Here is a 25,078-nt window from a genome sequence, read left to right as displayed (position 1 = left end):
TTGAGTTGAAATGGCTGATTACTATCCGCTGATCGCCCGCGCTATTTCCGCCCTGGACCCCAACGCTCCCGGCGAAAGCCGTCGCGCGCTCTATGAGCGCGCGCGCACGGCCCTGATCGCGCAGCTCCGCAGCGTGCAGCCGCCGCTCTCCGAATCCGAGATCACCCGCGAACGGCTGTCGCTGGAAGAGGCCGTCCGCAAGGTCGAATCGGAGGCCGCCCAGCGCGCCCGGGAGGCCTCGCGCCCCGGTCCCGGTGGCGGCGCCCGCAGCGGCGGCAGCGGTGACGCCTTCCGCCGGGCCAGCACCCGCGCCGCCGAGGGCAACCCGCCGCCGTCTCAGCCGGCCGCTCCGCGCACCCGTCCGGCTCCGCCGCCGCCGCGTGCCGACCGCCCGTCCTTCAATGTCGATGACCAGGGCGACGCCCCGCGTACGCCGCGGGCCCCGCGTTTCGACGCGCCGCGCCAGCCGGGTGCCCCGGCAGCGCCGCCGATGCCGGAGCCGCCGGCTGCTCCGCCGGCCGGACGTGATCGCCCGCCCGGGCGCCGTCCGCCCGACATCGGGCCGCCACCGCCTCAACCGCCGGCACCGGGTGTCCGCGGTTTTCGCGACATCACCGCCGACGTGAACGATCTCGGCGGCGCTGCCGCGCAGGCCAACCGCGCCGCGCGTCGCACCTATGCCAATGTGCCCTCGCCCTCGCCGGAGTTCGACCGGCTGGAGCCGAGCCTGGAAAATCGCGCCGGCGAGCAGGACGCGCCCTATTCCTACGATGAGTCGATCGAGGAGGCTGAGCGCTACACGCCGCAGCCGCCATCGTCGCGCCCGCGCGTCGCGCCCGAGCGCGAAGCCAAGAAGCGCGCCCGCACCGGCTCCGCCTTCCCGTTCAAGAGCGCGATCGCCGTCGGCATCGTGCTGATCCTGGTCGGCGCCGGCATCCTCTGGGGCAAGCCCCTGATCCAAACCGTGAGCGGCCTGTTCAAGTCCTCGCCGACCCAGGTGGTGGAGGCGCCGAAGGATCCGGCCCAGCCGCAGAGCAAGCCCAAGATTCCGGATCGCGTCGGCCAGCCTTCGGCCAGCGACCAGCCGGTCGCGCCGGTGGCGCAGAAGGTCGTGCTCTATGACGAGGATCCGTCCGACCCGAAGGGCAAGCAATATGTCGGCTCGGTGGTGTGGCGGCTCGAGCCGATCAAGGCCTCGGGCAACCAGAAGGCCGACGTCGCCGTGCGCGCCGACATCGAGATCCCCGACCGCAAGTTCAAGATGACGATGTCGTTCCGCCGCAACACCGACTCGTCGCTGCCGGCGAGCCACACCGCGGAATTGACCTTCATCCTGCCGCCGGACTTTCCGGGCGGCAGCATCTCCAACGTGCCGGGCATCCTGATGAAGTCGAACGAGCAGGCGCGCGGCACGCCGCTCGCGGGTCTCGCGGTCAAGGTCACCGACGGCTTCTTCCTGGTCGGCCTCTCCAATGTCGACGCCGACCGCGCCCGTAACGTCCAACTCCTGAAAGAGCGCTCATGGTTCGACGTGCCGCTGGTCTACGCCAACCAGCGCCGCGCCATCATCGCCATCGAGAAGGGCGCCCCCGGCGAGCGCGCCTTCAACGATGCGTTCGCGCAGTGGGGCGATTAGAGCGTTTTCGAGCGAAGTGGATACCGGTTCGCGTCAAGAAAACGCGTCAAAACAAGAATCTAGAGCCCCGTTCCGATTCCATCGGAACGGGAAAGGCTCTAGGGCCGGCGCGTGACCGATCTCCACCTCTCCCGACGAGAGAGGTGAATCGAACTCTCAAGCGATCCGATCGGGATTGAACCGGCCTATTGCGCCGCGGCCTCCCGCTTGCGCGCGGCCGCGTGCTCGCGGTCCATCACGGCGCGGCAGCCGGGGCTGACCTGCGCCTTCTTCTGCACCATGCAGGCCCTGACGCGCGAGATGTCGGGAATCTCACTGGAGCACAGGCGCATCGCATCACCTGTGCACATCTGCTGTGCTTCGGACGAGAAGGCGAGGCCGGGCGATGTCTGGAGTACGATGGCGGTGGTTGCGAAAGCGAACAGCGAAACGATGGTCGTGTAGCGTGTCATGACGAATGCGTCCCCGAGTTCCGTGGTTTGAACCACTTGGTTTTGGGGCGCCGCACGCGGCTTGATCTGCCGCATGTCACAGCCTTCACGCCGGGAACTTTGGTCCCGCATGTGGTCGCTCGATCTCTCGTGGTGTTCGAATCGAAAAGTGCTGCGCCGCCCGATTCGAGTATGCGCGATTGTCACACGGCTGCAATGGTCCGCTCGAATGAATTCGCAGTTGTTGCGTGTCCGTCACGCAGCATGCGGCGCGAGATCAGATCAACCGATCGGACGACGCGTTCGCTTCTTCCGCATCGCTCGCGCCTGATGCTGCGGGGTGTTCCTCGACGGCCGTGACGCCTTTCGCAGTGAGCTCGAACAGATCGCCGTCCTTCATCACGTAGCCGTCGGCGATCAGCTCGCCGATCTTGCCGTGCCGGTCGTCGGCAAAGGCGACCGACTGGCTGATGTCCCGCAGGATCGAGAGCTGTTCCTCGCGCAACATGGCTTCACTCTCCGTGCGCCGGGGATCGTTCCCGGCCTTACATGCCGTGGCTCTGAAACACCTTGCTGCAGGACTTCGACAGCTTGGCCCGGTTGGCCTGCAGGCACGCCTGCACAGCGCCGTCATTGCCGAGGTCCTTCCGGCAGAACCGCGAGGCGTCACGCGAGCAGGCGTTCTGCTCCTGCGGCGTACCCATGTGGCCCTGCGCGAGAGCAGGCGTGATCGACATGCCGCTCAGGGCTGTCAGGGCGAGCGTCGCCATAAGGACGGATTTCCGGGACATCGACAAACTCCAATCTGACTGCAGGTAAGAATTTCAGTCCTGTCTGAACTCGTCGCCTTGCCGCTTGTTCCCGTCAGGACGGGCCGGCGCCCCGCTATTCAAGGTTCCCGCGTCGCTGCTATAACGGCGGCGAAGGATGAGGATGCTTGATGAAACGCTATCTGGTGTTTGCGCTGGTCGGTCCGTTCGTCGGCGGGTTCCTGCTGCTGCTGACGACGACCTATCAGTCCGGTTACTGGGCCCAGACCAATCTCAGCGAGGTCGGCAAGCTGTTCGCGGTGTTCTTCAAATCGCTGCAATACAGCTATCTGTTCGGCTTCCTGCCCTCGCTGATGATCGGTGCGGTCGACGACATCCTGATCCATGTCCGCCGGATCGGCCCGGTGCTGCGGATGATCCTGGTCGGCCTGTTCGCCTTCGTGCTGGCGTCGCTGACCTACAGCTCGCGCGGGCCGGATTCGGGCACGGTGCAATTCATCCTGTACGGCCTCGTCGGATTCGTGCCGGCGGTGCTTTCATCCTGGCTCGTGCATAGATATGTCGAGGAGCCGCAGCCGGCTGCGGCTTAGACCTGAACGCGCGACGTTCGGGCGCGGCGCGGCAACTTCCGCCACACCAGTGCGTTCTCCAAAGGCCATGACCATGTCCGATGACGACATTCTTGCTCCGCACAGACCCCGTTCCGGGTCCCGCGCGCGCGGGAGTTTTTCGGACACCGAAGCGCGCGGGCCGATCATCGACCAGGACGGCCACGAGATCCGTCCCGAAACACTGGAGCAGGGGTTTCGCGAGTTTCGCTTCGAGTTCGGCCAGGGAAACCCGTTCGGCAATCTGACGCGGGAGCAGCGGGTGGCGCGGATCGAGGCGATCGCAAAGCTGCTCGATGTCGCCTTCATCCTGCCCGGCACGAATATCCGCTATGGCATCGACGGCCTGATCGGGCTGATCCCGATCGTCGGCGACATCATCACCACCGCGATCTCGCTGTGGCTGGTGCGCGAGGCCCGCGCGCTGGGCGCGCCGTGGTATCTCACCGCGCGCATGCTCGGCAATGTCGCGGTCGACGGCGTGGTCGGCATGGTGCCGTTCGCGGGCGATGCCTTCGACGTCATGTTCCGCGCCAACATGCGCAATGTCCGCCTGCTGCGCCGCTGGCTCGACAAGCAGCCACGGATTTAGCGTGGCGCTTCTTTCTTCGCCTCTCCCGGCTTGCGGGGAGAGGGAGAAGACATAGCTTCCAAAAAGCAAAAAGCGCGACGGCCTTTCGGCCATCGCGCTTTCAACGCAAATCGGGTTGAGCGAAAACTTACGCCGCGTCGGCGTCAGTCTCGGGGGCCGGCGCCGGCCGGGGACGGCGGGGCAGCGGGAAAGCTTCGCTCTCATAGAGCGAGCGGATGCCGTTCTGGTCGAAGCGCGCTTCCTCGACCTGAAGATAGGCGCCGTTCAGCGAATCCGTCGGCAACTGCTCCATCGCGAACTGCACGGCTTCGGCCGCGGTGCCGAACCGGCGATAGGTGAAGCCTGCACGCTTCTTCTTGCGGATCGCGGCGGGGAAGAGCTCGGCAGAAGTGTTGAAGTTGAACGGACGCAGTGGACGCATGGTCAAAGACCTCGTGATCTTGTCTGGGGCTTTAAGCGCGTGGGGTTTTGAAAGGCAGGGGCCACCATCGAGTGGGCCCGCCGCACATGTCATTTTCGCCCTCTAATATAGGCTGTTTTGACAGAAATGCGACCCCCGCGATGGGAGATGATGAATCCGCGCATGGCAGCTCCGCGAGCGCCGTAAACCAAATAATTTCAATATGTTAGATGGTTTACAGTTTGCCAAGCAGCAGCAGCACGACCAGGACCACCAGCACGACGCCGCCGATCCCCATGCCGGAATGGCCCATGCCATAGCCGTAACCACCGAACCGGCCGGACATGCCGCCCAGCAGATAGATGATCACCAGGATGATCAGGATGGTCCCAAGCGTCATGGCATCCTCCCTGGCAGCTGCCGGATTGCGTGCATCGGCCGCACCGCCGGAAGAGAAAAGCACATCGCGCCGCCGGGTTCCATGACGGAACCGGGCGGCGCGCAATGTTATTTGGGCTCGAGCTTCAGCGCGGCCGAGTTGATGCAGTAGCGCAGGCCGGTCGGGCCGGGGCCGTCGGGGAAGACGTGGCCGAGATGGCCGCTGCACTTGGAGCACAGCACCTCGGTGCGGACCATGCCGTGGCTGGCATCGTGCTCCTCGTCGACATGGCTCTCGACCGCGGGCTGGGTGAAGCTCGGCCACCCGCAGCCGGAATCGAACTTGGCATCGGACTCGAACAGCACATTGCCGCAACCGGCGCAGACATAGGTGCCGGCGCGGTGGTCGTGCTCATATTCGCCAGAGAAGGGACGCTCGGTCGCCTTCTCGCGCAGCACCGCGTACTGCATCGGCGACAATTCGCGCCGCCACTGCTCTTCGCTCTTGAGGACCTTGTCGTCGGTGGTTTTCGTCTTGGTGTCGGGCATGGGTCTCCCGTTTGTTTGGTGAACTTGTTTTCGGTGATCTTGCGATCAGTTGGTGGCCTTGCTGGCGCTCACCAGCGTCGGCTTTTCAATGTAGTTATCCGCGAACAGCTTTTTCAGGTTCTCGACCTTCGGAATGTCGTTGTAGGCGATGTAGGGCTGGTTCGGGTGCAGCGTCAGATAGTCCTGGTGATAGGCCTCCGCCGGGTAGAACGCTTCCAGCGCGCCGACCTTGGTCACGATCGGCTTGCTGAAGACCTTGGCGCCGTTGAGCTGGGCGATATAGGCCTCCGCCACCTTCTTCTGTTCGTCGGAGGTGGTGAAGATCGCCGAGCGATATTGCGTGCCGGAGTCGGGGCCCTGGCGGTTGAGTTGGGTCGGGTCGTGCGCCACCGAGAAGTAGATCTGGAGGATCTTGCCGTAGGAGATCTTCTTCGGGTCGAACTTGATCTCGACCGACTCGGCATGGCCGGTCCGGCCGCTCGAGACCGTCTGGTAGTCGGCCGTCGCCTTGGTGCCGCCGGCATAGCCGGAGACTGCGTTGACGACGCCGGCGGTGTGCTGGAAGACGCCCTGGACGCCCCAGAAGCAGCCGCCCGCGATGACGGCGGTCTGGATCCCGGTTGCGGGCGACGCATCCACGGTGGGCGCGGGGATCACGACGGCATCCTCCGCGGCCCTGGACGGCACGGCGAAGGCCAGCGTCAGTGCGGTGGTGGCGGCGAGCAGCGAGGCGAGGGCGGTGCGGCGCATGGCGATCCTCTTCGGAAGGTCTGACAGTGTAGGGCGGGCGGGGACGGGCGAACAGCCTGTTTGGCCGCGTTTTCGGACATCTGAGATACGGGCGCAGACGGCGATTGTTACGGGGAAACGGACACGAGTCTGTGAAAAATAGCCTCAGACGGCGCGGCTTGGCGAGGCCGGGAACTCCGGGCTAGATGAACGCGCGCGATCGCGCTCGACTCAATCATGTGGTGGCTGGAGCTGACCTGACAACATGCTGCGCGTCATTCCCCTGACCCTCGCCATCCTGATCTCAAATGCCGCGATCGCCGCGGCCGAGCCGCAAGCCGGCGATGACCTCGCCACCTGTCGCGACCGCCAGGCGGAGGCCCAGGCCCGCGCGACGGCCTGCGACAATCTGTTGAAGGCCGATAAGCTCGGCGGCAAGGACAAGTCGCTCGCGCTCGTCGTGCGTGGCAATGCGCTGATCAACAAGCGCGACTATGACCGCGCCATCGAGGCGCTGTCGTCCGCCCTCGATCTCGATCCGGACAATGTCGGCGCCATCAACCTGCGCGGGCTCTCCCATGAGCGCAAGGGCGAGGACGATCTCGCCATGGCCGACTATAATCTCGCCATCCAGAAGCGCGCGAATTTCGGCTATGCCTACAACAATCGCGGCACCATTCATCTGCGCCGGGGCGCGCTGCAAAGCGCGCTCGACGACTTCAACCTGTCGATCAAATACACGCCCGCGTTCCTGCTCGGCTGGACCAATCGTGCCCGCATGCGCACGCTGAACAAGGATTTCGACGGCGCGATTGCCGACTTCGCGGCAGCCGAGAAGATCGACCCGGCCGCGCCGCAGATCGCCGGCAATCGCTGCATCACCTACGGCATGATGGGCAAGTACGACCAGGCTTTCGCCGACTGCGACGGCCTGATCCAGAAGCAGCCCAGAAATACCTTCGCGATCAACAATCGCGCCGAGGTCAACGTGATGAAGGGCGACCTCGACGCCGCGCTGAAGGACTACAACACGGTCATCCAGCTCAATCCGAACAGTGTGCGCGCCCATTCCGGCCGCGGCCAGATCTACGAGCGCAGGAAAGATCTCGCCCAGGCCCGCGCCGACTACCGCGCGGCGGCCTATTCGCTGACGAGGTTCGACGAGCCCGATGTCGCGCGCGCTCGCGCCATCGCGCAGGAGCGCCTGGCCGCACTGACGCCGCAGGCGCCGGCCGGGTCCACCGGGCGCCGCGTGGCGCTCGTGATCGGCAACGGCGCCTACAAGAACGTCCACGCCTTGCCCAATCCGCCGCGCGACGCGAAAATGATTGCAAACGTGCTGCGCGATGTCGGCTTCCAGACCGTGATCTCCGTCAACGACCTCTCCCGCGACAAGTTCTTCGAGGCGCTGCAGACGTTTGCCAGCGAAGCGGAGAATGCGGATTGGGCAGTGGTCTATTACGCCGGCCACGGTTTCGAGATCGGCGGCGTCAACTATCTCGTCCCTGTGGACGCCAAGCTTGCCGCCGACAGGGACGCCGAGACCCAGGCGGTCGCGCTGGAGCAGGTGATCGCAGCGGTGGGCGCTGCGAGAAAAGTGCGTCTGGTGATGCTGGATGCCTGCCGCGACAATCCCTTTGCGCCGGCCATGCAGCGCACGCTGTCGCTCAAGCTGGTGGACAAGGGCTTCTCCAACATCGAGCCCGGCGCCGGCTTCATGGTGGTCTACGCCGCCAAGCACGGCGAGACCGCGCTGGACGGCGATGGCGGCGCCGACAGCCCCTTCGCCACCGCGCTCGCCCGCGAGATCAAGGTGCCGAAGGTCGAGATCCGGAAACTGTTCGACATCGTCCGCGACGACGTCTGGTCCGCCACCAAGCACGAGCAGCAGCCGTTTTCATACGGCTCGCCGCCGGGACGCGAGGATTTTTATTTCGTGGCGGGGAAGTGAGGGGTTGCAGAGACCGTAGCCCGGATGGAGCGCAGCGAAATCCGGGAATCGCGAGCGCGGACCCGACCCCCGGGATTACGCTTCGCTCCATCCGGGCTACAACAGTGCCGTAGGGTGGGCAAAGCGACTTGTCCGCCGTAGCTCGAAGAGCGAAGGCGGAAGCGTGCCCACCATTTTTATTGAATGTGTGGAGAGATGGTGGGCACGGCGCGTTGCGCCTTTCCCCACCCTACGGCAGCGTCAAACGACGATACTCAACCGCTTCGCCGCACGCGTAATCCCCGTGTACAGCCACCGCGCCCGGCTATCCTGGAACGCAAAGCTCTCGTCGAACAGCACGACGTCGTCCCATTGCGAGCCCTGCGATTTGTGCACGGTCAGCACATAGCCGTAGTCGAACTCGTCATACGGCTTGCGCTGCTCCCAGGCGATCGCCTCGACGCCACCCTCGAAGCAATCGGCGCGCACCGAGACTTTTGTCACCTTGTGACCGAAGTCTTCATCCGGCGACAGTCGCATGCTGAGGATGCGCGACTTCGAGCGCGAGGTGTTGCGCGACTTCACGCGCCACAGGCCGCCGTTGAACAGGCCCTTCTTGCGGTTGTTGCGCAGGCACACCAGCTTGTCGCCGGCGACCGGGAAGACATCCTCGATGTTCTGGCGCTGGCGCACCCGCATGTTGTAGGCGCGGCGGGTGTTGTTGCGGCCGACCAGCACCTGGTCGGCGCCCATGACGCGGTCGGGGTCGAGCTCCTTGCGCGACACCACCTCGCTCTCGCCGTAACGGCCAATGTCGAGCTCGCGGCCCTCGCGCACATCCATCGACATCCGCACGATCGGATCGTCCTGGGCCTGGCGATGCACCTCGGTCAGCATCGCGTCGGGCTCGGTGTTGGTGAAGAAGCCGCCACCCTGGATCGGCGGCAGCTGCGCGGGATCGCCGAGCACCAGCAGCGGGCAATCGAACGACATCAGGTCACGGCCCAATTCGGCGTCGACCATCGAGCATTCGTCGATCACGATCAGCTTGGCCTTGGAGGCCGGCGCGTCGTCCCACAGCTCGAAGCTCGGCTGCTCCTCGCCGGATTCGCGGGCGCGGTAGATCAGCGAGTGGATGGTGGAGGCCTCGTCGCAACCCTTGTTGCGCATGACCAGCGCCGCCTTGCCGGTGAAGGCGGCGAACTTTACCTCGCCGTCGACGCCTTCGGCGATGTGCCGCGCCAGCGTGGTCTTGCCGGTGCCGGCAAAGCCAAACAGGCGGAACACCGGCGGCGTGCCGTTGCGGCCGGGTTTTGCCTTGAGCCAGTCGCCAACGGCTTTGAGCGCGGCATCCTGATGCGGGGTGAAAGTGGCCATGTCTGTCTTGAGGAAGGGCAGAATCGAGGCGATTCGCCATCCCTCGAAACTAACCATTCGGCCCAAGGGTTCAAGCGGCCCAGCCGCCCCTATTGCCAGCCGGGAACGCCGCGCATGTCGGGCAGGTGGTGGGCGATGCCCTTGTGGCAGTCGATGCAGGTCTTTTCCTTGGTGAACAGGAAGCGCTGGTGCGCCACCGAGGCCCGCGGCGACTGTTTGGTGATGTCCATGGAATCGGCGCTGTGGCAGTTGCGGCATTCCAGGGAATCGTTGGCCTTGAAACGCGCCCATTCATGCGCGGCCAGCTCGAGCCGGTGGTCGAGGAATTTCTCGCGGGTGTCGATGGTGCCAAAAATTTTGCCCCAGACCTCCTTGGAGGCCTGCATCTTGCGCGCGATCTTGTCGGTCCAGTTGTGCGGCACGTGGCAGTCCGGGCAGGTCGCGCGCACGCCGGAGCGGTTGGTGAAGTGGATGGTCGACTTCAGCTCGGCGAAGACGTTTTCGCGCATCTCGTGACAGCCGGTGCAGAACTTCTCGGTGTTGGTCAGTTCCAGCGCGGTGTTGAAGCCGCCCCAGAAGATCACGCCGGCCGCAAAGCCCGCGAGCACCAGCACGCCGAGCCCGAACACCGAGCTCGGCCGGATCAGCACCTGCCAGAGTTCGCGCGCGAAGTCCCAGCAGCGCAGCATAAAGCTACGCTTGGCTTCCACCTTTCCCTTGGGCTCGTCGGCAGCCGTCGTCATCGGCGGCCACCGGGGCTGGCGCGCGACAGCAGCGTGTCGATGTCGATGAAATCGTTGCTCACCGGCGGCGTCGCGGTGTTCTGCGGCACGTGGCATTCCGTGCAGAAGAAGCGCCGCGGCGAGATCGAGGCCAGGAACTGGCCGTCGCGGTCCATGAAATGCGTGATCGAAACCATCGGCGCCTGCGATTCCGCGATGCGTGCCCGCGCATGGCAGGACAGGCATTTGTTGCCGTTGAGGTCGATCTGGTAGCCGTCGATGGTGTGCGGGATCACCGGCGGCTGCTCCGGGTAGTTGCGCACCTCTCTCTCGGACGTATTGCGGTTCGGCAGCATCGGCGGCGCCGCGCCCTCGTCATTGAGCGGGGCCGGTCCGCGCAGGCCTGACGTCACCGTCTGTGCGGTGAGAGGGCTCGCGCCCGCGGCGATCGCGACCGCGAGCAGGGCTATGCCAAATCGTTTCATCATGACAGGTTCACCCGCTCGATGCGCACGGCGCATTTCTTGTAATCGGTCTGCAGCGAGATCGGATCGGTGGCGTCCAGCGTCACCTTGTTGATCATCTTGGATTCGTCGAACCACGGCACGAACACGAGGCCACGCGGCGGCCGGTCGCGTCCGCGGGTCTCGACGCGGGCGCGGATGAAGCCGCGACGGGATTCCACCTTCACCTCGTCGCCGCGCCGGAGTTTTGCTTCCGACGCATCGTCGGGATGCATGAAGCAGACGGCCTCGGGGAACGCCTTGTAGAGCTCGGGCACGCGGCGCGTCATGGTGCCGGAATGCCAGTGCTCCAGCACGCGGCCGGTCGAGAGCCAGAACGGATATTCGCTGTCGGGTGATTCCGCCGGCGGCTCGTAGGGCAGGGCGAAGATGCGCGCTCTGCCGTCGGGATAGCCGTAGAACTGCACGTCGGTGCCCTGCTTGACGTAGGGATCGCTGCCCTCGCGGAAACGCCATTTGGTTTCCTGGCCGTTGACGACGGGCCAGCGCAGCCCGCGCTCGCGGTGATAGGCCTCGAACGGCGCGAGGTCGTGACCGTGGCCGCGGCCGAACGAGGCGTACTCTTCAAAGAGCCCCTTCTGCACGTAGAAGCCGAACGCCTTGGATTCCGTGTTGGCGTAGCCTTCCTCGATCTCCGAGGTCGGAAACTTGTCGACCTGGCCATTCTTGTAGAGCACGTCGAACAGCGTCTTGCCGCGAACGTCCGGCTTCTTGGCGATCAGCTCCTCCGGCCAGACTTCCTCGATCTTGAAGCGCTTGGAGAACTCCATGAGCTGCCAGAGATCGGACTTGGCCTCGCCGGGCGCGTTGACGAGCTGGTGCCAGAACTGCGTGCGCCGCTCGGCATTGCCGTAGGCGCCTTCCTTCTCCACCCACATCGCGGTCGGCAGGATCAGATCGGCGGCCAGCGCCGTCACCGACGGATAGGCGTCCGAGACCACGATGAAATTGTCGGGGTTGCGGAAGCCCGGATAGGTCTCCTCGTTGGCGTTGGGACCGGCCTGGAGGTTGTTGTTGACCTGCACCCAATAGGCGTTGATCAGGCCGTCCTTCAGCATCCGGCTTTGCAGCACGGCGTGGGCGCCGTTCTTGTCGGGAATGGTGCCTTCCGGCAGCAGCCACAGATGCTCGGCCTTGTCGCGATGCTCCTTGTTGGTGACGACCATGTCGGCCGGCAGGCGGTGCGAGAAGGTGCCGACCTCGCGCGCGGTGCCGCAGGCCGAGGGCTGGCCGGTCAGCGAGAACGGGCTGTTGCCGGGCGAGGAGATCTTTCCGGTCAAGAGATGGATGTTGTAGACGAGGTTGTTGCACCAGACGCCGCGGGTGTGCTGATTGAAGCCCATGGTCCAGAACGAGACCACTTTTGTCTTCGGATCGGCATAGAGTTCGGCGAGCGCTTCGAGCCGGTTCATCGGCACGCCGGACATCTCGGCCGCCTTCTCCAGCGTGTAGTCCGAGACGAATTTTACGAATTCGTCATAGCTCATGTCGGTGGAGTCGTTGGCCTTGGCCGCACCGGTTGCTTTTTTCTGGAGCGGATGCTCGGGCCGCAATCCATAGCCAATGTCGGTCTGCCCGCGCCGGAAGATCGTATGCGCAGCGACGAAATCCTTGTTGACCCGGCCTGTCTTGATGATGTGGTTGGCGATGGCGTTGAGGATGTAGAGATCGGTCTGCGGCTTGAACACCATGCCGATGTCGGCGAGGTCGAACGAGCGGTGCTCGAAGGTGGACAGCACGGCGACGCGGACATGCGGCGCGGACAGCCGGCGGTCGGCGAGGCGCGTCCACAAAATGGGGTGCATCTCCGCCATGTTGGAGCCCCACAGCACGAAGGCGTCGGTGGCCTCGATGTCGTCATAGCAGCCGGCCGGCTCGTCGATGCCGAAGGTGCGCATCATGCCGGCGACGGCGGAGGCCATGCAGTGGCGCGCATTGGGGTCGATGTTGTTGGTGCGGAAGCCGGCCTTGTAGAGCTTCGAGGCGGCGTAACCTTCCCAGATCGTCCACTGGCCGGAGCCGAACATGGCGAGACCGTTGGGCCCGCGCTTCTTCAGCGTTTCCTTCCACTTCACCTCCATGATGTCGAAGGCTTCGGTCCAGCTGATTGGCGTGAACTCGCCGTTCTTGTCGTACTTGCCGCCGGTCTTGCGCAGCATCGGCTGCGTCAGCCGGTCGTGGCCGTACATGATCTTGGAGAGGAAGTAGCCCTTGACGCAGTTGAGGCCGCGATTGACCTCGGCCTTGATGTCGCCGTGGGTGGCGACGACGCGGTTGTCCTTGGTTGCGACCATCACGGAGCAGCCGGTGCCGCAGAAGCGGCAGGCGGCCTTGTCCCATTTCAATTCGCTGTTGTCGCGCTCGGCGACGAGATTGGCGGCGAGAGCAGGTACCGGCATGCCCGCTGCGACGGCCGCGATCGCGGCGGCCTCGAGCTTCAGCATCTGGCGGCGGTCGAGCTTTGGCGATGTCATGATGGCTCTCCCGGCCGTTAGGCGGTTTCGATGGCGTGGAAGACGAGCGCCGCGGAATAGACGTTCGGCAGCGACTGGATGGTGTTGAGCAGGGTGCCGAGGCTGCCGGCATCCGGCGCTTCGGTCACGACGACGAGCTTGCCGCGCGCGTCGCGGCCGTGGATCTCGCAGCCGGGCATCGCGGCGATCTCGGCTTCCAGTTCATCCAGGCGCTCGGGGCGGGCCTGCACGATGATGCTGGCGATCTCGCAGCCTGGCGGCGCGACGACGCGGTCGGCGGTGAGCACCCGGCCGGTGATCAATGCGCGGCGGTTGAGTGTGGATTGAGCCATGATGCCTGTCTTTCGCTGTTCGGGGGTCAATGCGGGGAGGGCGGTGGGCCGGGAGGGCCGGCGAACATCTGGTAGATCCAGACGCCGAGCCCGTATGAGCCGACCGTTCCGACCGCGAGGACGGGCATCACGACCGCGGTCAGGAACAGGAAAGCGAAAATCTCCATGCGCTTACGGCGCACGCGCGAAGTCGTGTCGTCAGGGGCCGACATATTCGGTCTCTCTGAAATGGTGCTGGAATCGGGACGGCATCCGGGCCGTTGCCTTGCTGCACTTTAGATGCAGCAGGGCCGCTGCCGCGTTGATCTGGATCAACCCGTCGACTTGACCGGATGTCGCGGCGCGGCCAACGGACCGAGCCGCGGCGCTCCGTGCGCGCGAGAGAAGCAAGCGGCAACGATCGTTACCCAAAAGCGAAGATGCTTTGCGGCTCGGGGGTCAGGCCGCATACATCTTCTCTTGCCTCGGAAATGCCCGCGACCTACTACCAGTGGTAGCGGGCGCCGCAACATCCATCGCTGCTACGTGGCGGGAGCTACATATGAGGCGAATCCGAATCATTCATAAGACCGAATATTTTTACAATCAGCCGGTCACCTTCGGCACTCATCGAGCCATGATGCGGCCTCGCGAGGGACATGACGTCCACATCGTGAGAGGGTCGATCGATATCGAGCCGAACGCCGAAGTTCGCTGGTTGCGCGACAATTACGACAATGCCATCGCAGTCGTGACCTTTTTGGAATTATCCGACACGCTCAGGATCGCAAGCGAGGTCGACGTCGACCTTTACCACGACGACCCCATTGAATGGCGGATTGCGCCATTCGCCAGTTCATTTCCCTTCCAATATCCCCCGGAGGAGCAGCTTGAGCTGACGGTGTATCGTCTCCCGAGCTATCTCTACGACGCCACCGCCCTGCTCGAATGGTTGCGCGATCTCTACAAACCCGGTCAGTTGATCGGCACGCTGGACCTTCTGAACAATTTGAATACTCACATCTACCGATCGTTCAAATACGTTTCCCGCGAGGCTCTCGGGGTTCAATCACCCAACGAAACGCTGCGGCTCGGCAGCGGGACCTGTCGCGACTATGCGGTGTTCATGATGGAAGCTGCCCGCTACTGGGGATTTGGTGCGCGCTTTGTCACCGGCTACATCCAGATGGCCGAGGGACAACACGGCGCCACGCACGCCTGGACCGAGATCTATATCCCCGGAGCCGGGTGGCGCGGCTATGATCCCACCAACAACAAGATCGTCGGCAGTGAACACATACCCGTCGCCGTGACGCGCGAACAGGAAAGGGCCTCTCCGCTTTCCGGGACGTGGGATGGTCCGGCGGATGCATTCAGCCGGATGAACGTCTCGGTGCAAGTCATATCAATACCAGCATCGCCATGATCGTAGTCCACGGTCGATCACGGCAAGCGCGGGTTGGCGGCCAGTCGGTGTGTCCTTGATCCCTCGCCCGTCTTGATCGGGCAGATTGCCGGAAACAAGCCTTTCACCAGCAAGCCGAGTCCGTCCATGTCCCGATCGACCGCCATCGCCCCCGCATCGGAACGGTTGCACGCGCTCGACGCGGTCAGGGGTTTTGCCCTGCTGCTCGGCATCGTCCTGCACGCAACCCTGTCGTTCGTGCCGGCCCCGACCAGGATCTGGATCATACAGGATACGCATCAAAGCCTGGCCCTGGGCCTGCTGTTCTTCGTCATCCACGTCTTCCGGATGACGACCTTCTTCCTGATGGCGGGTTTCTTCGCTCGCATGAGCTTTCATCGCCGGGGAATCTGGGGCTTCGTCACGGACAGGTTGCAGAGGATCGGACTGCCGCTAGTGGTCGGCTGGCCGATCGTGTTTACGCCGATGGCCCTGGTGGTCATATGGGCCGCGGGCTTTCCGAACGGCGGCCCGATCCCCGGCGCACCTCGCTGGCCGCCGGTGCTGCCGAATTTCCCGCTGACCCATCTCTGGTTTCTCTATGTGCTGCTGGAGCTATATGTCGCCATGCTCCTGCTGCGCGGCGCAATTGTCTGGCTCGATGTATCAGGCACGCTGCGAACGGTTGTCGACCGCCTCTTTGCGCAGATTATGCGAAATCCGCTGGCGCCCCTGGTTCTGGCGATCCCGATCGGCATCGCTTTCTGCCTCGATCAAAGATGGATCAATGTGATGGGCGTGAGGACGCCGGATCAATCGCTCGTCACGAACCTCCAGGCGTGGGTCGGCTTCGGCACTGCCTTCGGCTTCGGCTGGTTGCTGCATCGGCAGACCGATCTACTGCGGATTTTGGAGCGACGCTGGCTGTGGAATCTCTTGCCGGCGCTCGGCCTCATTCTGATCAGTTTCGTGCTTGTCGGGGTGATGATGTCCGTGCCGGGTGCGCCGAAACTGCCGGTTAGTTTCGCCACGCTCAGGCTTGTCTCCGCCATCCTGTATGCACCGGCGATATGGATCTCGACCTTCGCGGTCCTCGGCCTCGCACTTCGCTTCATGTCCGGCTTCAGCCCGACCCGGCGCTACCTCGCCGATGCGTCTTACTGGCTCTATCTGATCCACATGCCGATCGTGATGGCGTTACAGGTCGTGCTGTCGCAGCTCGACTGGCCCGGGCCGATCAAGTTCGCCATCATTCTCGTCGTCGCGATTCTCCCGATGTTGGCGAGCTATCATCTGCTGGTGCGCTTCACCTTCATCGGCGCGGTGCTGAATGGCCGCCGCGCCGAAAAGCGCGTTCTCCCGCGCGGCGGAATTGCGACCGCGTAGACAGCGCCTCCCCGCTCATTAAGATGAGCGCAACAAGAATAAGCGGGAGAGGCGTCATGAAGTTCGGCATCTTCTATGAGCTGCAGCTGCCACGGCCCTGGGTGGCCGGCGACGAGCTGAAGCTCTACCAGAACGCGCTCTCGCAGATGGAACTTGCCGATAGGCTCGGTTACGACCACGCCTGGGTCGTCGAGCATCACTTCCTCGAAGAGTACTCGCACTCACCCTCGCCGGAATCGTTCCTCGCCGCCGCCAGCCAGCGCACGAAAAACATCCGGCTCGGCCACGGCATCCTCCAGCTCACCACCAATCATCCGGCGCGCGTCGCCGAGCGCGTCGCGGTGCTCGACCTGCTCTCCAACGGCCGCTGCGAATTCGGCATGGGGGAGAGCGCTTCCATCACCGAGCTCACGCCATTCGGCCGCGACATGGAGACCAAGAAGGAGGTCTTTGAGGAAGCCGTCCAGGCGATCTTCCCGATGTTCAAGGACGCAGGGTCCGAGCATCACGGCAAGTATTTCGACATTCCCTTGCGCAATGTCGTGCCGAAGCCGGTGCAGAAGCCGCATCCGCCTTTGTGGATGGCGTGCTCGCAACTGCCGACCATTGAACGTGCCGGCCGTCACGGCTTTGGCGCGCTGGGCTTCCAGTTCGTCAGCGCGGATGCCGCGCATGCCTGGGTGCACGCCTATTACAACGCGATGACCAAGCGATTGCACAAATTGGCCGACTACGAGATCAACCCGAACATGGCGCTGGTGTCGTTCTTCATGTGCGCCAAGACCGACGAGGAGGCGCGTGCGCGCGCCGACGGCGCCACCTTCTTCCAGTTCGCGCTGCGCTTCTACGGCACCTCGCAGAACCGCCAGCGTCCCGCGCCCTACACCGTGAACATGTGGGACGAGTACAACAAGTGGAAGCGCGACAATCCCGAGGCGCAGGAGGCGGCGCTGCGCGGCGGCCTGATCGGCTCGCCCGAGACGATCCGCAGGAAGCTGAAGCGCTTCCAGTCGTCGCATATCGACCAGGTCATCCTGCTCAACCAGGCCGGCAAGAACAGCCACGAGCACATCTGCGAATCGCTCGAGCTGTTCGGCCGCGAGGTGATGCCGGAGTTCCAGAACGATCCGGCCCAGGCGGCGTGGAAGCAGGGCGTCATGCGTGGTGAGATCAAGCTGGAGGAGATCGACACCGAGGCGTTTACGGATCGCTACGGCAAGCTCGCGATCAACGTCGCGCCGGCCAAGGCCGCGGCGGGGTAGGGGCGCTGCATCCGGCATGGGCCCCGGCTCAGCAGCGCCATAGCGCGTCGAAGACGCGCGTAAACGCGCTTATGTCACGCTGCGCTGCGTCCGGGGCACGAGACCATCCTCTGCATCGACCAGCAACACTCTCGTGTCCCGGACGCGCTGCAGCGCGTAGCGTTGCTGCGCAGAGCCGGGACCCAGAAGCGGCAAAAGCCGCGGTCTCCGACTTCCTGCCAAATCCTCTTGCTGATATCTTCCGCCAAAAGAACTTTTGCGGAGGAAACCAATGCGGCCCCACGGCATGGCCTCAACTCCAGCGGCGAACGACATCGCGCCGGCGGTGCTCGCCATCGGCCGGCCTGATTTCCCGAATGTCCTGATCGACACGTTGCGCCGGCAGGCCGGCGTCGGCCATTGCATGGTGTTTGCCCTGACGCGCACCGGCGCGGCGAGCTGTCTGCTCGACGCCGGCAACATCCCGATCGGCAGCGATCTCGGCGCGGCCTATGCCGGTCAGTTCCACAAATCCGATCCCAATCGTGATGCGCTGTTCGAAGGCGAGGGCACCGCGCCGATCATGCTGCCGTCGTTCGCGCCGCGCATGTATGGCGCGCGCTACCGGAAAATCTTCTTCAATGACTCTGATATCGTCGACAAATATGCGACAGCGATCTGGGTCGGCGACACCTGCTTCTATGTCAATTTCTACCGCATCACGGCGCAGGGCCGCTTTGGCGACGCCGAACGTGCGCGGCTTCAGACCATTGCGCCTGCGATCGGCGCCAGCGTTGCGCGTCATTTCCAGCAGGCGGCCACCGCGACGCTCGACCAGAATCTCGCCGCGTTGTTCGCAACGCGCGCGCCCCTCTCCGCGCTGACGCCGCGCGAACAGGACGTCTGCCGCCGCATCTTGCTCGGCTTCAGCTCCGAGGCGATCTCGCAAGCGCTCGGCATCAGCCTGCATTCGACCCTGACCTACCGCAAGCGCGCCTATGAGCGGCTCGGCATCTCCTCGCAGAACGAATTATTTTCGATCGTGCTGGGCTTGCTCTCGGGGCCGGGCCACCTGAACTAAAGGGGACTCTAGATCCGCGATATCTGCTTCCGAGAGCAAAGCCGACACGCAGCCGGCCCTCCGGGATCGTCGCCTTTTGACGGCGAGTTCAACCGACCGCTGCAACACATTCTGCGAACTTCTCAGCCGGCGTCTGATAGAGCAAGGTCTTTCTCGGCCTTTCATTGAGCTGCCTTGCGATGGCACTGAGCTTGGCCTGGCTGTGCAAGGACAGATCGGTGCCGCGCGGAAGATATTGGCGCAGTAATCTGTTGGTGTTTTCGCTTGACCCGCGCTGCCAGGGAGATCGAGGATCACAAAAGTAGACCTCGACTTCGGTGGCCAATGTCAGCCGTTGATGGTCTGCGAGCTCCTTGCCTCTGTCCCAGGTCAGCGACCGGTAAAGTTCGCTGGGCAATCGCTGCGATTGCTTGATCAGTGCCGAGACAACGCTTTCGGTATCCTTGTTCGCAACCTTGACCAGCATCACGTAGCGCGAATGGCGCTCGACAAGCGTTGCGACATAACTATTCCCCGAACCGCCGATCAGATCGCCCTCCCAATGGCCGGGCACCGCACGATCTTCAACTGACGGCGGCCGCTCGCTGATGGAGACGGCATTCTTGATCTGGCCGAGCCCGTTTCGTTTCATGCTGGCGTGCCTCGATCGGCGGACCGTGCGCCTCGCCCTCAGGTGCTCAAGAAGCTCCTTTTTCAGCACGCCGCGCGCCTGAATGAACAGGCTGCGATAGATCGTCTCGTGTGACACCTGCTTTTGAGGTTCCCCCGGATAGGTGCGCTTGAGCCAGCCGGCAATTTGCTCCGGTGACCATTGCCGCTGAAGCAAGGTCGATACTGTCCGCCTCAAGAACGGACGGCAAGCCAGCTTGCAAAGCTTGGGGCGCCGCGCCCGATCCCACGCGGCCTGATCGGACCCCGCAGCCCGATAGCGCTCTGGCCCGCCATTGCGCTGGACTTCACGGCTGATGGTTGATGGAGATCGTCCCAAGTGGCGCGCGATCGACCGCAACGAGCAGCGCATGCTGAGCCATCGAGAGATCTCCTCTCGTTCGGCCAGGCTGAGCGCCTGTTTGGCACGGTGCCTATCTAGAGGACGAATTCCGCCGGTCGGCGAGATCACTGAGAAGACCGACGAGGACTTCCGGTCAAATCGGCGTCCGATCGAGCTCATCGGCTCGCCGGCCTGCCAGCGATCCCAGATTTCGGATCGCTGGGCTGCCGAGTAATAAATGCGACTTCGCCGTTTCATGTCCACACTCCATCTGTGCTAAAAGATTAGAGTGTCGCGCTGACCAATTGAGCCCACCACCCAAGGCCGACATCCGCGGCGCGAATCCTCTTCAAGGATACTTACGCTTTCCCAAGTCGGATATGGTGTTGACCAGAATCAAGGGGGCAAAGGTGCAATTTCCAATGAGGCAAATCATACTCTCAATAGTCGCTGTTTTGTCGTTCTCATCTGCGCGTGCTGAGATGGTCAAGATACCTTGGCATACTTCAGCGCAGTCCTTGCCTTGGATTCCCGGCAACGAATACATCGACGGCAGGTCGAAAAACTTCATGGACGGCACCGTCGAGGAAAAGGGTAAGGTAAAGGCCGAGGGCGAACTGTCGGCGGACATTATGCGGCCGCAGGGCGCCAAGGGACCAATCCCCTTCGTGATCATGCTGCACGGCTGCGACGGGTTCGGCCGGGTCGAGAGGAAATGGGGGCGTGACTACGGCGGCAGATTGGTCGGAGCAGGCTATGGTGTTCTCCTGCTCGACAGCTTCGGCAGCCGGGGATTGGGACCCGACGGCGTCTGTTCGGATCCCAGCCAGTTGACTTGGGCGCGGCGCCGGGCTGACGATGCGTATGCGGCGCTGGACTGGCTCATCGGACAGAAGATCGCCGATCCCAAGCGGGTCTACGTCCTTGGCCGCAGCAACGGTGCGACCACGACCTTGATCATCATGAACCGGGCGATCGGCGACCTGCACGAGCACATGTTCGCGGGCGGCTTCGCGATGCAGCCGTCCTGTTATTTGATGAAGAACGTCGAGTTCTACGCCCCGGTCCATCTCTTCCTAGCAGAGAAGGACGAGGCGACCAGCCCCATCCTCTGCGGCCAGATGGCCGAGAGCAAGCGGTCGATTCCTGTGAAGACGGTGCTGTGGAAGGGGGCGAACCACAGCTTCGAAGATCACGAGCCAATCCACGTTTTCCATGGCTACCGTGTCGGATACAATGCCGCGGCTGCGGAAGGCACCATCAAGGCAATCATTAGTGCGTTGAACGAGGCCAAGAAAGCGGAAAACTGACCGCGCGGAGTCGCACAGCCTGTAGGTATGCGACGACGGCCGAATGGCGGCGGATAGATGCGGGAAGTCCGCCTGAACGACTTCCGCTCGTGGCCCGAAGCCGTCGTCAATGAAGGCGCGGAGCGCGTTCGCTCCGCCCGGCGATTCAGACCCCGACTCGTTCCGCGATGAGAAGCGCGTCGTCCGCATCGCAACCTCAATATCAAGCGGTACGCCCAATTTTCACGTCGCCGAACAAGAGTTGGGCGTTAACCATCGCCAACGGTTCCAGTCTGAGCGACATCGCTTCGAAGTTTCTTAAATCTTGCCGGGTACCTCTTCCAGGCATGGTGACCTGGGGAAAGACATGAGCAAGCGGGCCAAACGTAAGAAGGCAGAGGCCCTCGCAATACCCATGGCCGCGAGAGTCGCGATTGGCGCCGTGGCCGTCGCCGTGGTGGGGTATAGCTTGCTGTCTAGCCCGGCGGACGTGCAACCGATACGAAAACCGTCCGCACAACAGGCCCAGGCGTCGTCAACTCCGGTTTACGTGTCGACTCCAGTTCGTGCATCAGCGCCAGCTCCGGCTGCGATTCCGGTCCCGGTTGCGATTCCGGCCCCGGCGCCTCTGGTCGAACCACCCAAAGCCGACGCTGGCGTTCCCGGAGCACTTGTCCGGCAGGTGGTTGACTACGCCAGCCGTCAGGCGCCGGGCACCGTGATCATCGATACCGGAAACACATTCCTCTATTTCGTTCTGAACGACAGGCAAGCGATGCGCTACGGCATCGGTGTTGGCCGCGAAGGTTTCACATGGTCCGGTGAACAGACTGTGGCCCGCAAGGCAGAATGGCCGGATTGGCATCCGCCTGTGGAGATGGTCTCGCGTCAGCCTTATCTGCCGCGGTTCATGGCGGGCGGTCCGGGCAATCCGCTCGGCGCCCGGGCGATGTATCTCGGCGAGACCGAATATCGCATTCACGGCACCAACAATCCCGATACGATCGGGAAGAAGGTTTCGTCCGGCTGTATCCGGCTGACCAATGACGACGTCGCGGACCTTTACGAGCGGGTGAAGATCGGAGCGAAAGTGATCGTGCTTCCGGCAACCGCAGCCCGCAGGCCCTCCCAGGGAGCGCCGGCCGACGCCGCTTTCCGGCTGCCGGACCCGGCATCGCCGTCGAAGCGGCCCCTGGCGGCTAACGCGCAGATGTTGTCATCCGGACCGAAGATCGCCGAAGCTCGGTAAGTCAGTCCTCTGTCCCCGGTCTGCAACTGAGGACAAGGAGGCAATTCAAGTCGTCGCGTTTAAGTCAGTTGCGGGCACTTAACGAACGTTCGCTCATGCGCTTGCCGATGTCCGCCGTCGGGGAATCGCGAATCGACTAAAGCGAGCGGTTTATCGCTTCGATGACTTGGGATAGCATCGTATCATCCCCGCCCTATCGAGGGGTGACGGGTAAGGCCGGCATTTGAATTGGTAGACTTAGGTTTCAAATCCTCGCTTACGGCCCTCGGAATGTGAGGCATTTCGCAGACAGATCTACGCGCGCATTGTCAACTCCTGAGAGGAGCGAGTCCCGACATGAGACGTCGCGAGTTTGTCACGCAACTAGCCGGTGCGGTGGCGGCTTTGCCAATCGCGGCGCTTGTCCTTGCCCTTGCGAATTCCAAAAGCCTTGCACAGGCAGCCAAGAACGAGCCGAGTACTGAGGCCCTTCGGCTTGAACTCGACAAGGAAAAATGGCGCGACGAACGTGAGATGCGGGTGCGCGAGCTTGCTCTAAAGGAGCGGGAGCTTTCGCTTCGGGAAGGCGAGCAAGTCAGCTCTAAATGGTTCAATCCTCTCTTTGTCGCGATTTGCGCCGCCGCTCTGGCTGCATTGGGAAACCTCTTGGTCACCTTTTTCAACGGGAGGACCCAGCTAAAGCTTGAGACAAGCAAGGCGGAGTCCACGCGCATTCTTGAAATGATCAAGACCGGCGACACGGAAGCCGCGGCCAAGAACTTGGAATTCTTGCTCGGAGCAGGCTTGGTCGTTGAGAAGGACCAGGCAATCTCTCTTCGAGAATATCTTGATCGTCGGCAGCCGGGCAAAGGTCCGTCGCTACCATCGCCGGGACGATTTGCCTTTGAGTCTACAACTGATCTGACGGCCGACATTCAAACCGAGCTACAGGGAAAACTCGAGGCATACATTGCTTACCTCGACAAGATTGGTTCGCCGCCCGACTTGGTTCAGGCGAAGATCAAGATTGGTGCGGTGCCCGGGCACTATGCCCAGTACCAAAACAACACGCTCGAAATTGACTCCAGGATCGCCCGCGATGTTTTTGTGGCCTTGCGAGAATATAGCCATCACGCTCTAACGTCCAAAACCAACAATCCATGGACGGGAAACTTCGCCGGGATCGAGTCGGGTCTTGCCGACTACTTTCCAGCAAGCTTCTTGAACAACCCACGGGTAGGCGAAATTTCCGCTGAGATCATCCGCCCGGGTCAGCCATATCTCCGTTGCCTCGACAACAGGCTGAAGTTCAAGACGACAAAGGCTTTGAAAGATGATCCCTGGACTACCGGCGAGATTTGGGGCGGTGCATTCTGGGAAATGCGCAATCGACTAACTGGGGATGTGATCGATCCGATTCTTATGAAGGCATGGTGGTCTTTGTTGGACCACCCGTCCAAGACCAGCGCGCCAAAGGCGTTTGCAGCCGAGGTGCTTGCCGCCGCAAAGCTGAATCAGCACGACAAGACGATCCAAACGATTCTGCGAAATCGTGGATTTTCGCTTGATAAGGCCGCGTCCGTCCCTGGCCCTTAGACGCGATCGGTAGATGCTTTGCGTGGGCTTCGCGGATGGCGGCTCGATCCCCGGCCGTGAGAAGCTGTAGGCGCAGGCCATACAGACCGTCCTTACGGCGGCCCGATTCTTTCCCGATGCTTGGCTGAATCTTTGCCGGCTTGTCCCAATCGCTGGGGACAGACAGACGCCTCCGAAAACGGTAACTTGAGGGATCGAGGAAATTACAAGGGAGCAACGCTTGAGCACCGCGCCGCGCATCGACATCGACCCTGCTTCGTTCTGGGCCGATCCCTATCCGATGCTCGCGAAGATGCGGAAGGAAGCGCCGATCGCCTTCGTGCCGCAACTCGGCTCGACGCTGCTGGCGAGCCGGGACGACATCTCGATCTCCGAGAAGCAGATCGACGTGTTCTCCTCGCACCAGCCGGCCGGCCTGATGAACCGGCTGATGGGCCACAACATGATGCGCAAGGACGGCGAGGCGCATCAGGTCGAGCGTCGCGCGATGTTTCCGACGGTGTCGCCGAGGACAGTGAAGGCGCACTGGACCGCGCTGTTCCAGGCCCATGCCGACCGCATCATCGGTGCGATCGAGCCGGGGCGGATCGATTTCATGCGCGACTTCGCGCTGCCGTTTTCCGGCGAATGCCTGAAGTCGATCACCGGCCTCACCAATATCGGCTTCCAGGACATGGATTCGTGGTCGCAAGGCATGATCGAGGGTATCGCCAACTACACCGGCGATCCCGCGGTCGAGGCGCGCTGTCACGCAGCGACGTCAGGCATCGATGCTGCGATCGACGATATCCTGCCGGTGATCACGAAGAATCCGGATCAGAGCATCCTCGGCGTGCTCCTTGCCTCGGGCATGCCGATGGAGAGCGTGCGCGCAAATGTAAAACTCGCGATCTCAGGCGGCCAGAACGAGCCGCGCAAGGCGATCGCCGGCACGGTGTGGGCGCTGCTGAGCCATCCCGAGCAACTCGATCTCGTGCGCAAGGGCGAGGTGACCTGGCTCGAAGCCTTCGAGGAATACGCCCGCTGGATCTCGCCGATCGGCATGTCGCCGCGGCGCATCGCAAAACCGTGGAGCATCCGCGACGTCTCGTTCGAGCTGGATGAGCGCGTGTTCCTGATGTTCGGCTCCGCCAATCGCGACGAGAAGCATTTTGAGCGCGCCGACCAGTTCGACGTGCGGCGTGACACCACCAAGAGCGTCGCTTTCGGCGCCGGCCCGCATTTCTGCGCCGGCGCCTGGGCCTCGCGAGCGATGATCGCGGACGTCGCGCTGCCGACGGTGTTCGCGAGGGCGAGCCGTCTCGAACTTGCCGACGATGAGCCAGTGCGGATCGGAGGCTGGGCGTTCCGCGGCCTGCTGAACCTGCCGGTGAGGTGGGTGCACTGACCAGACGACGGTCGCCGTGACGGCGAACTTGTGTCGTCGGACG

27 protein-coding genes are annotated in these 25,078 nt (G+C 63.2%); 12 read left to right on the top strand and 15 right to left on the bottom strand.

Annotation, left to right across the window (positions count from 1 at the left end; translation table 11 throughout):
* The first annotated feature begins 10 nt into the window (after positions 1–10).
* Positions 11–1,636, top strand: a complete 1,626-nt coding sequence (locus AB7535_RS30375; protein WP_231143473.1) for a hypothetical protein — start codon at positions 11–13, stop codon at positions 1,634–1,636.
* A gap of 185 nt (positions 1,637–1,821) precedes the next feature.
* Here AB7535_RS30375 and AB7535_RS30370 read toward each other — a convergent pair whose 3' ends face one another.
* From AB7535_RS30370 to AB7535_RS30360, 3 genes are all read right to left on the bottom strand, one after another.
* Complete coding sequence (locus AB7535_RS30370; RefSeq protein WP_028151045.1) at positions 1,822–2,088, bottom strand: hypothetical protein; 267 nt, start codon at positions 2,086–2,088, stop codon at positions 1,822–1,824.
* 256 nt (positions 2,089–2,344) lie between these two features.
* Positions 2,345–2,575, bottom strand: coding sequence for a hypothetical protein (locus tag AB7535_RS30365; RefSeq protein ID WP_071909802.1), 231 nt, complete (start codon positions 2,573–2,575; stop codon positions 2,345–2,347).
* A 37-nt stretch (positions 2,576–2,612) separates the two neighbouring features.
* On the bottom strand, positions 2,613–2,858 hold the full coding sequence (locus AB7535_RS30360) for a cysteine rich repeat-containing protein (RefSeq protein WP_071909803.1): 246 nt from the start codon (positions 2,856–2,858) through the stop codon (positions 2,613–2,615).
* A 149-nt stretch (positions 2,859–3,007) separates the two neighbouring features.
* Here AB7535_RS30360 and AB7535_RS30355 point away from each other — a divergent pair, with 149 nt between their 5' ends.
* Together AB7535_RS30355 and AB7535_RS30350 are read left to right on the top strand one after the other, a co-directional pair.
* Positions 3,008–3,427, top strand: a complete 420-nt coding sequence (locus tag AB7535_RS30355; RefSeq protein WP_231143472.1) for a DUF5413 family protein — start codon at positions 3,008–3,010, stop codon at positions 3,425–3,427.
* A gap of 67 nt (positions 3,428–3,494) precedes the next feature.
* Positions 3,495–4,037 carry a DUF4112 domain-containing protein gene (locus AB7535_RS30350; protein ID WP_084794968.1) on the top strand — a complete coding sequence of 181 codons (543 nt, stop codon included), beginning with the start codon at positions 3,495–3,497 and terminating at the stop codon, positions 4,035–4,037.
* A 127-nt stretch (positions 4,038–4,164) separates the two neighbouring features.
* Here AB7535_RS30350 and AB7535_RS30345 read toward each other — a convergent pair whose 3' ends face one another.
* The 4 genes from AB7535_RS30345 to msrA form a co-directional block, all read right to left on the bottom strand.
* Positions 4,165–4,458: a hypothetical protein gene (locus tag AB7535_RS30345; RefSeq protein ID WP_063981175.1), complete on the bottom strand. Its 294-nt coding sequence runs from the start codon at positions 4,456–4,458 to the stop codon at positions 4,165–4,167.
* Positions 4,459–4,672: 214 nt separating this feature from the next.
* Positions 4,673–4,837, bottom strand: coding sequence for a DUF3309 family protein (locus AB7535_RS30340; RefSeq protein WP_014492503.1), 165 nt, complete (start codon positions 4,835–4,837; stop codon positions 4,673–4,675).
* Between the two features lie 107 nt (positions 4,838–4,944).
* Positions 4,945–5,364 (bottom strand): peptide-methionine (R)-S-oxide reductase MsrB, encoded by a 420-nt coding sequence (gene msrB, locus AB7535_RS30335; protein WP_231143471.1) that lies wholly within the window; start codon positions 5,362–5,364, stop codon positions 4,945–4,947.
* A gap of 45 nt (positions 5,365–5,409) precedes the next feature.
* Positions 5,410–6,114 carry a peptide-methionine (S)-S-oxide reductase MsrA gene (msrA, locus tag AB7535_RS30330; RefSeq protein ID WP_071909805.1) on the bottom strand — a complete coding sequence of 235 codons (705 nt, stop codon included), beginning with the start codon at positions 6,112–6,114 and terminating at the stop codon, positions 5,410–5,412.
* Between the two features lie 244 nt (positions 6,115–6,358).
* Between msrA and AB7535_RS30325 the strand changes: the two genes are divergently transcribed.
* Positions 6,359–8,044: a caspase family protein gene (locus AB7535_RS30325; protein WP_231143470.1), complete on the top strand. Its 1,686-nt coding sequence runs from the start codon at positions 6,359–6,361 to the stop codon at positions 8,042–8,044.
* A 240-nt stretch (positions 8,045–8,284) separates the two neighbouring features.
* On the opposite strand, the gene AB7535_RS30320 is transcribed toward AB7535_RS30325, so the two are convergent.
* From AB7535_RS30320 to napE, 6 genes are all read right to left on the bottom strand, one after another.
* Complete coding sequence (locus AB7535_RS30320; RefSeq protein ID WP_135216357.1) at positions 8,285–9,400, bottom strand: ATP-dependent DNA helicase; 1,116 nt, start codon at positions 9,398–9,400, stop codon at positions 8,285–8,287.
* Between the two features lie 89 nt (positions 9,401–9,489).
* A complete protein-coding gene (locus AB7535_RS30315) occupies positions 9,490–10,143 on the bottom strand; it encodes a NapC/NirT family cytochrome c (protein ID WP_085398940.1) in 654 nt (217 codons plus the stop codon).
* Entirely contained in the window at positions 10,140–10,610 is a 471-nt protein-coding gene (locus AB7535_RS30310) for a nitrate reductase cytochrome c-type subunit (protein WP_354113087.1), read from the bottom strand. Before AB7535_RS30310 ends, AB7535_RS30315 begins: the two co-directional genes overlap by 4 nt.
* Positions 10,607–13,120, bottom strand: coding sequence for a nitrate reductase catalytic subunit NapA (gene napA, locus AB7535_RS30305; protein ID WP_354113088.1), 2,514 nt, complete (start codon positions 13,118–13,120; stop codon positions 10,607–10,609). Before napA ends, AB7535_RS30310 begins: the two co-directional genes overlap by 4 nt.
* Before the next feature lie 17 nt (positions 13,121–13,137).
* Complete coding sequence (locus tag AB7535_RS30300; protein WP_135216359.1) at positions 13,138–13,452, bottom strand: chaperone NapD; 315 nt, start codon at positions 13,450–13,452, stop codon at positions 13,138–13,140.
* A 26-nt stretch (positions 13,453–13,478) separates the two neighbouring features.
* A complete protein-coding gene (napE, locus tag AB7535_RS30295; RefSeq protein ID WP_027532529.1) occupies positions 13,479–13,664 on the bottom strand; it encodes a periplasmic nitrate reductase, NapE protein in 186 nt (61 codons plus the stop codon).
* 329 nt (positions 13,665–13,993) lie between these two features.
* Here napE and AB7535_RS30290 point away from each other — a divergent pair, with 329 nt between their 5' ends.
* From AB7535_RS30290 to AB7535_RS30275, 4 genes are all read left to right on the top strand, one after another.
* Positions 13,994–14,857, top strand: a complete 864-nt coding sequence (locus AB7535_RS30290; RefSeq protein WP_063981184.1) for a transglutaminase family protein — start codon at positions 13,994–13,996, stop codon at positions 14,855–14,857.
* Between the two features lie 126 nt (positions 14,858–14,983).
* A complete protein-coding gene (locus tag AB7535_RS30285; RefSeq protein ID WP_231143468.1) occupies positions 14,984–16,222 on the top strand; it encodes an acyltransferase family protein in 1,239 nt (412 codons plus the stop codon).
* A 56-nt stretch (positions 16,223–16,278) separates the two neighbouring features.
* Positions 16,279–17,484, top strand: coding sequence for an LLM class flavin-dependent oxidoreductase (locus AB7535_RS30280; RefSeq protein ID WP_231143467.1), 1,206 nt, complete (start codon positions 16,279–16,281; stop codon positions 17,482–17,484).
* A 271-nt stretch (positions 17,485–17,755) separates the two neighbouring features.
* On the top strand, positions 17,756–18,544 hold the full coding sequence (locus tag AB7535_RS30275) for a helix-turn-helix transcriptional regulator (RefSeq protein WP_354113089.1): 789 nt from the start codon (positions 17,756–17,758) through the stop codon (positions 18,542–18,544).
* A gap of 88 nt (positions 18,545–18,632) precedes the next feature.
* Here the strand turns inward: AB7535_RS30275 and AB7535_RS30270 are convergent, their stop codons facing one another.
* Positions 18,633–19,793, bottom strand: a complete 1,161-nt coding sequence (locus AB7535_RS30270; RefSeq protein WP_439037442.1) for an IS30 family transposase — start codon at positions 19,791–19,793, stop codon at positions 18,633–18,635.
* Between the two features lie 91 nt (positions 19,794–19,884).
* On the bottom strand, positions 19,885–20,106 hold the full coding sequence (locus AB7535_RS30265) for a hypothetical protein (RefSeq protein WP_166080608.1): 222 nt from the start codon (positions 20,104–20,106) through the stop codon (positions 19,885–19,887).
* Between AB7535_RS30265 and AB7535_RS30260 the strand changes: the two genes are divergently transcribed.
* From AB7535_RS30260 to AB7535_RS30245, 4 genes are all read left to right on the top strand, one after another.
* Positions 20,105–20,845: a dienelactone hydrolase family protein gene (locus AB7535_RS30260; protein ID WP_231143465.1), complete on the top strand. Its 741-nt coding sequence runs from the start codon at positions 20,105–20,107 to the stop codon at positions 20,843–20,845. The genes AB7535_RS30265 and AB7535_RS30260 overlap by 2 nt on opposite strands.
* Before the next feature lie 346 nt (positions 20,846–21,191).
* Positions 21,192–22,073 carry a L,D-transpeptidase gene (locus AB7535_RS30255; RefSeq protein WP_231143464.1) on the top strand — a complete coding sequence of 294 codons (882 nt, stop codon included), beginning with the start codon at positions 21,192–21,194 and terminating at the stop codon, positions 22,071–22,073.
* 336 nt (positions 22,074–22,409) lie between these two features.
* On the top strand, positions 22,410–23,648 hold the full coding sequence (locus AB7535_RS30250) for a hypothetical protein (RefSeq protein WP_208072945.1): 1,239 nt from the start codon (positions 22,410–22,412) through the stop codon (positions 23,646–23,648).
* A gap of 220 nt (positions 23,649–23,868) precedes the next feature.
* Positions 23,869–25,035: a cytochrome P450 gene (locus tag AB7535_RS30245; protein WP_231143462.1), complete on the top strand. Its 1,167-nt coding sequence runs from the start codon at positions 23,869–23,871 to the stop codon at positions 25,033–25,035.
* The last annotated feature ends 43 nt before the right edge of the window (positions 25,036–25,078 follow it).

Origin of the sequence: Bradyrhizobium sp. 956_D2_N1_4 (genome assembly GCF_052076025.1) — a bacterium.
Lineage (GTDB): Bacteria > Pseudomonadota > Alphaproteobacteria > Rhizobiales > Xanthobacteraceae > Bradyrhizobium > Bradyrhizobium barranii.
This window is presented reverse-complemented; position numbering and strand designations above follow the sequence as displayed.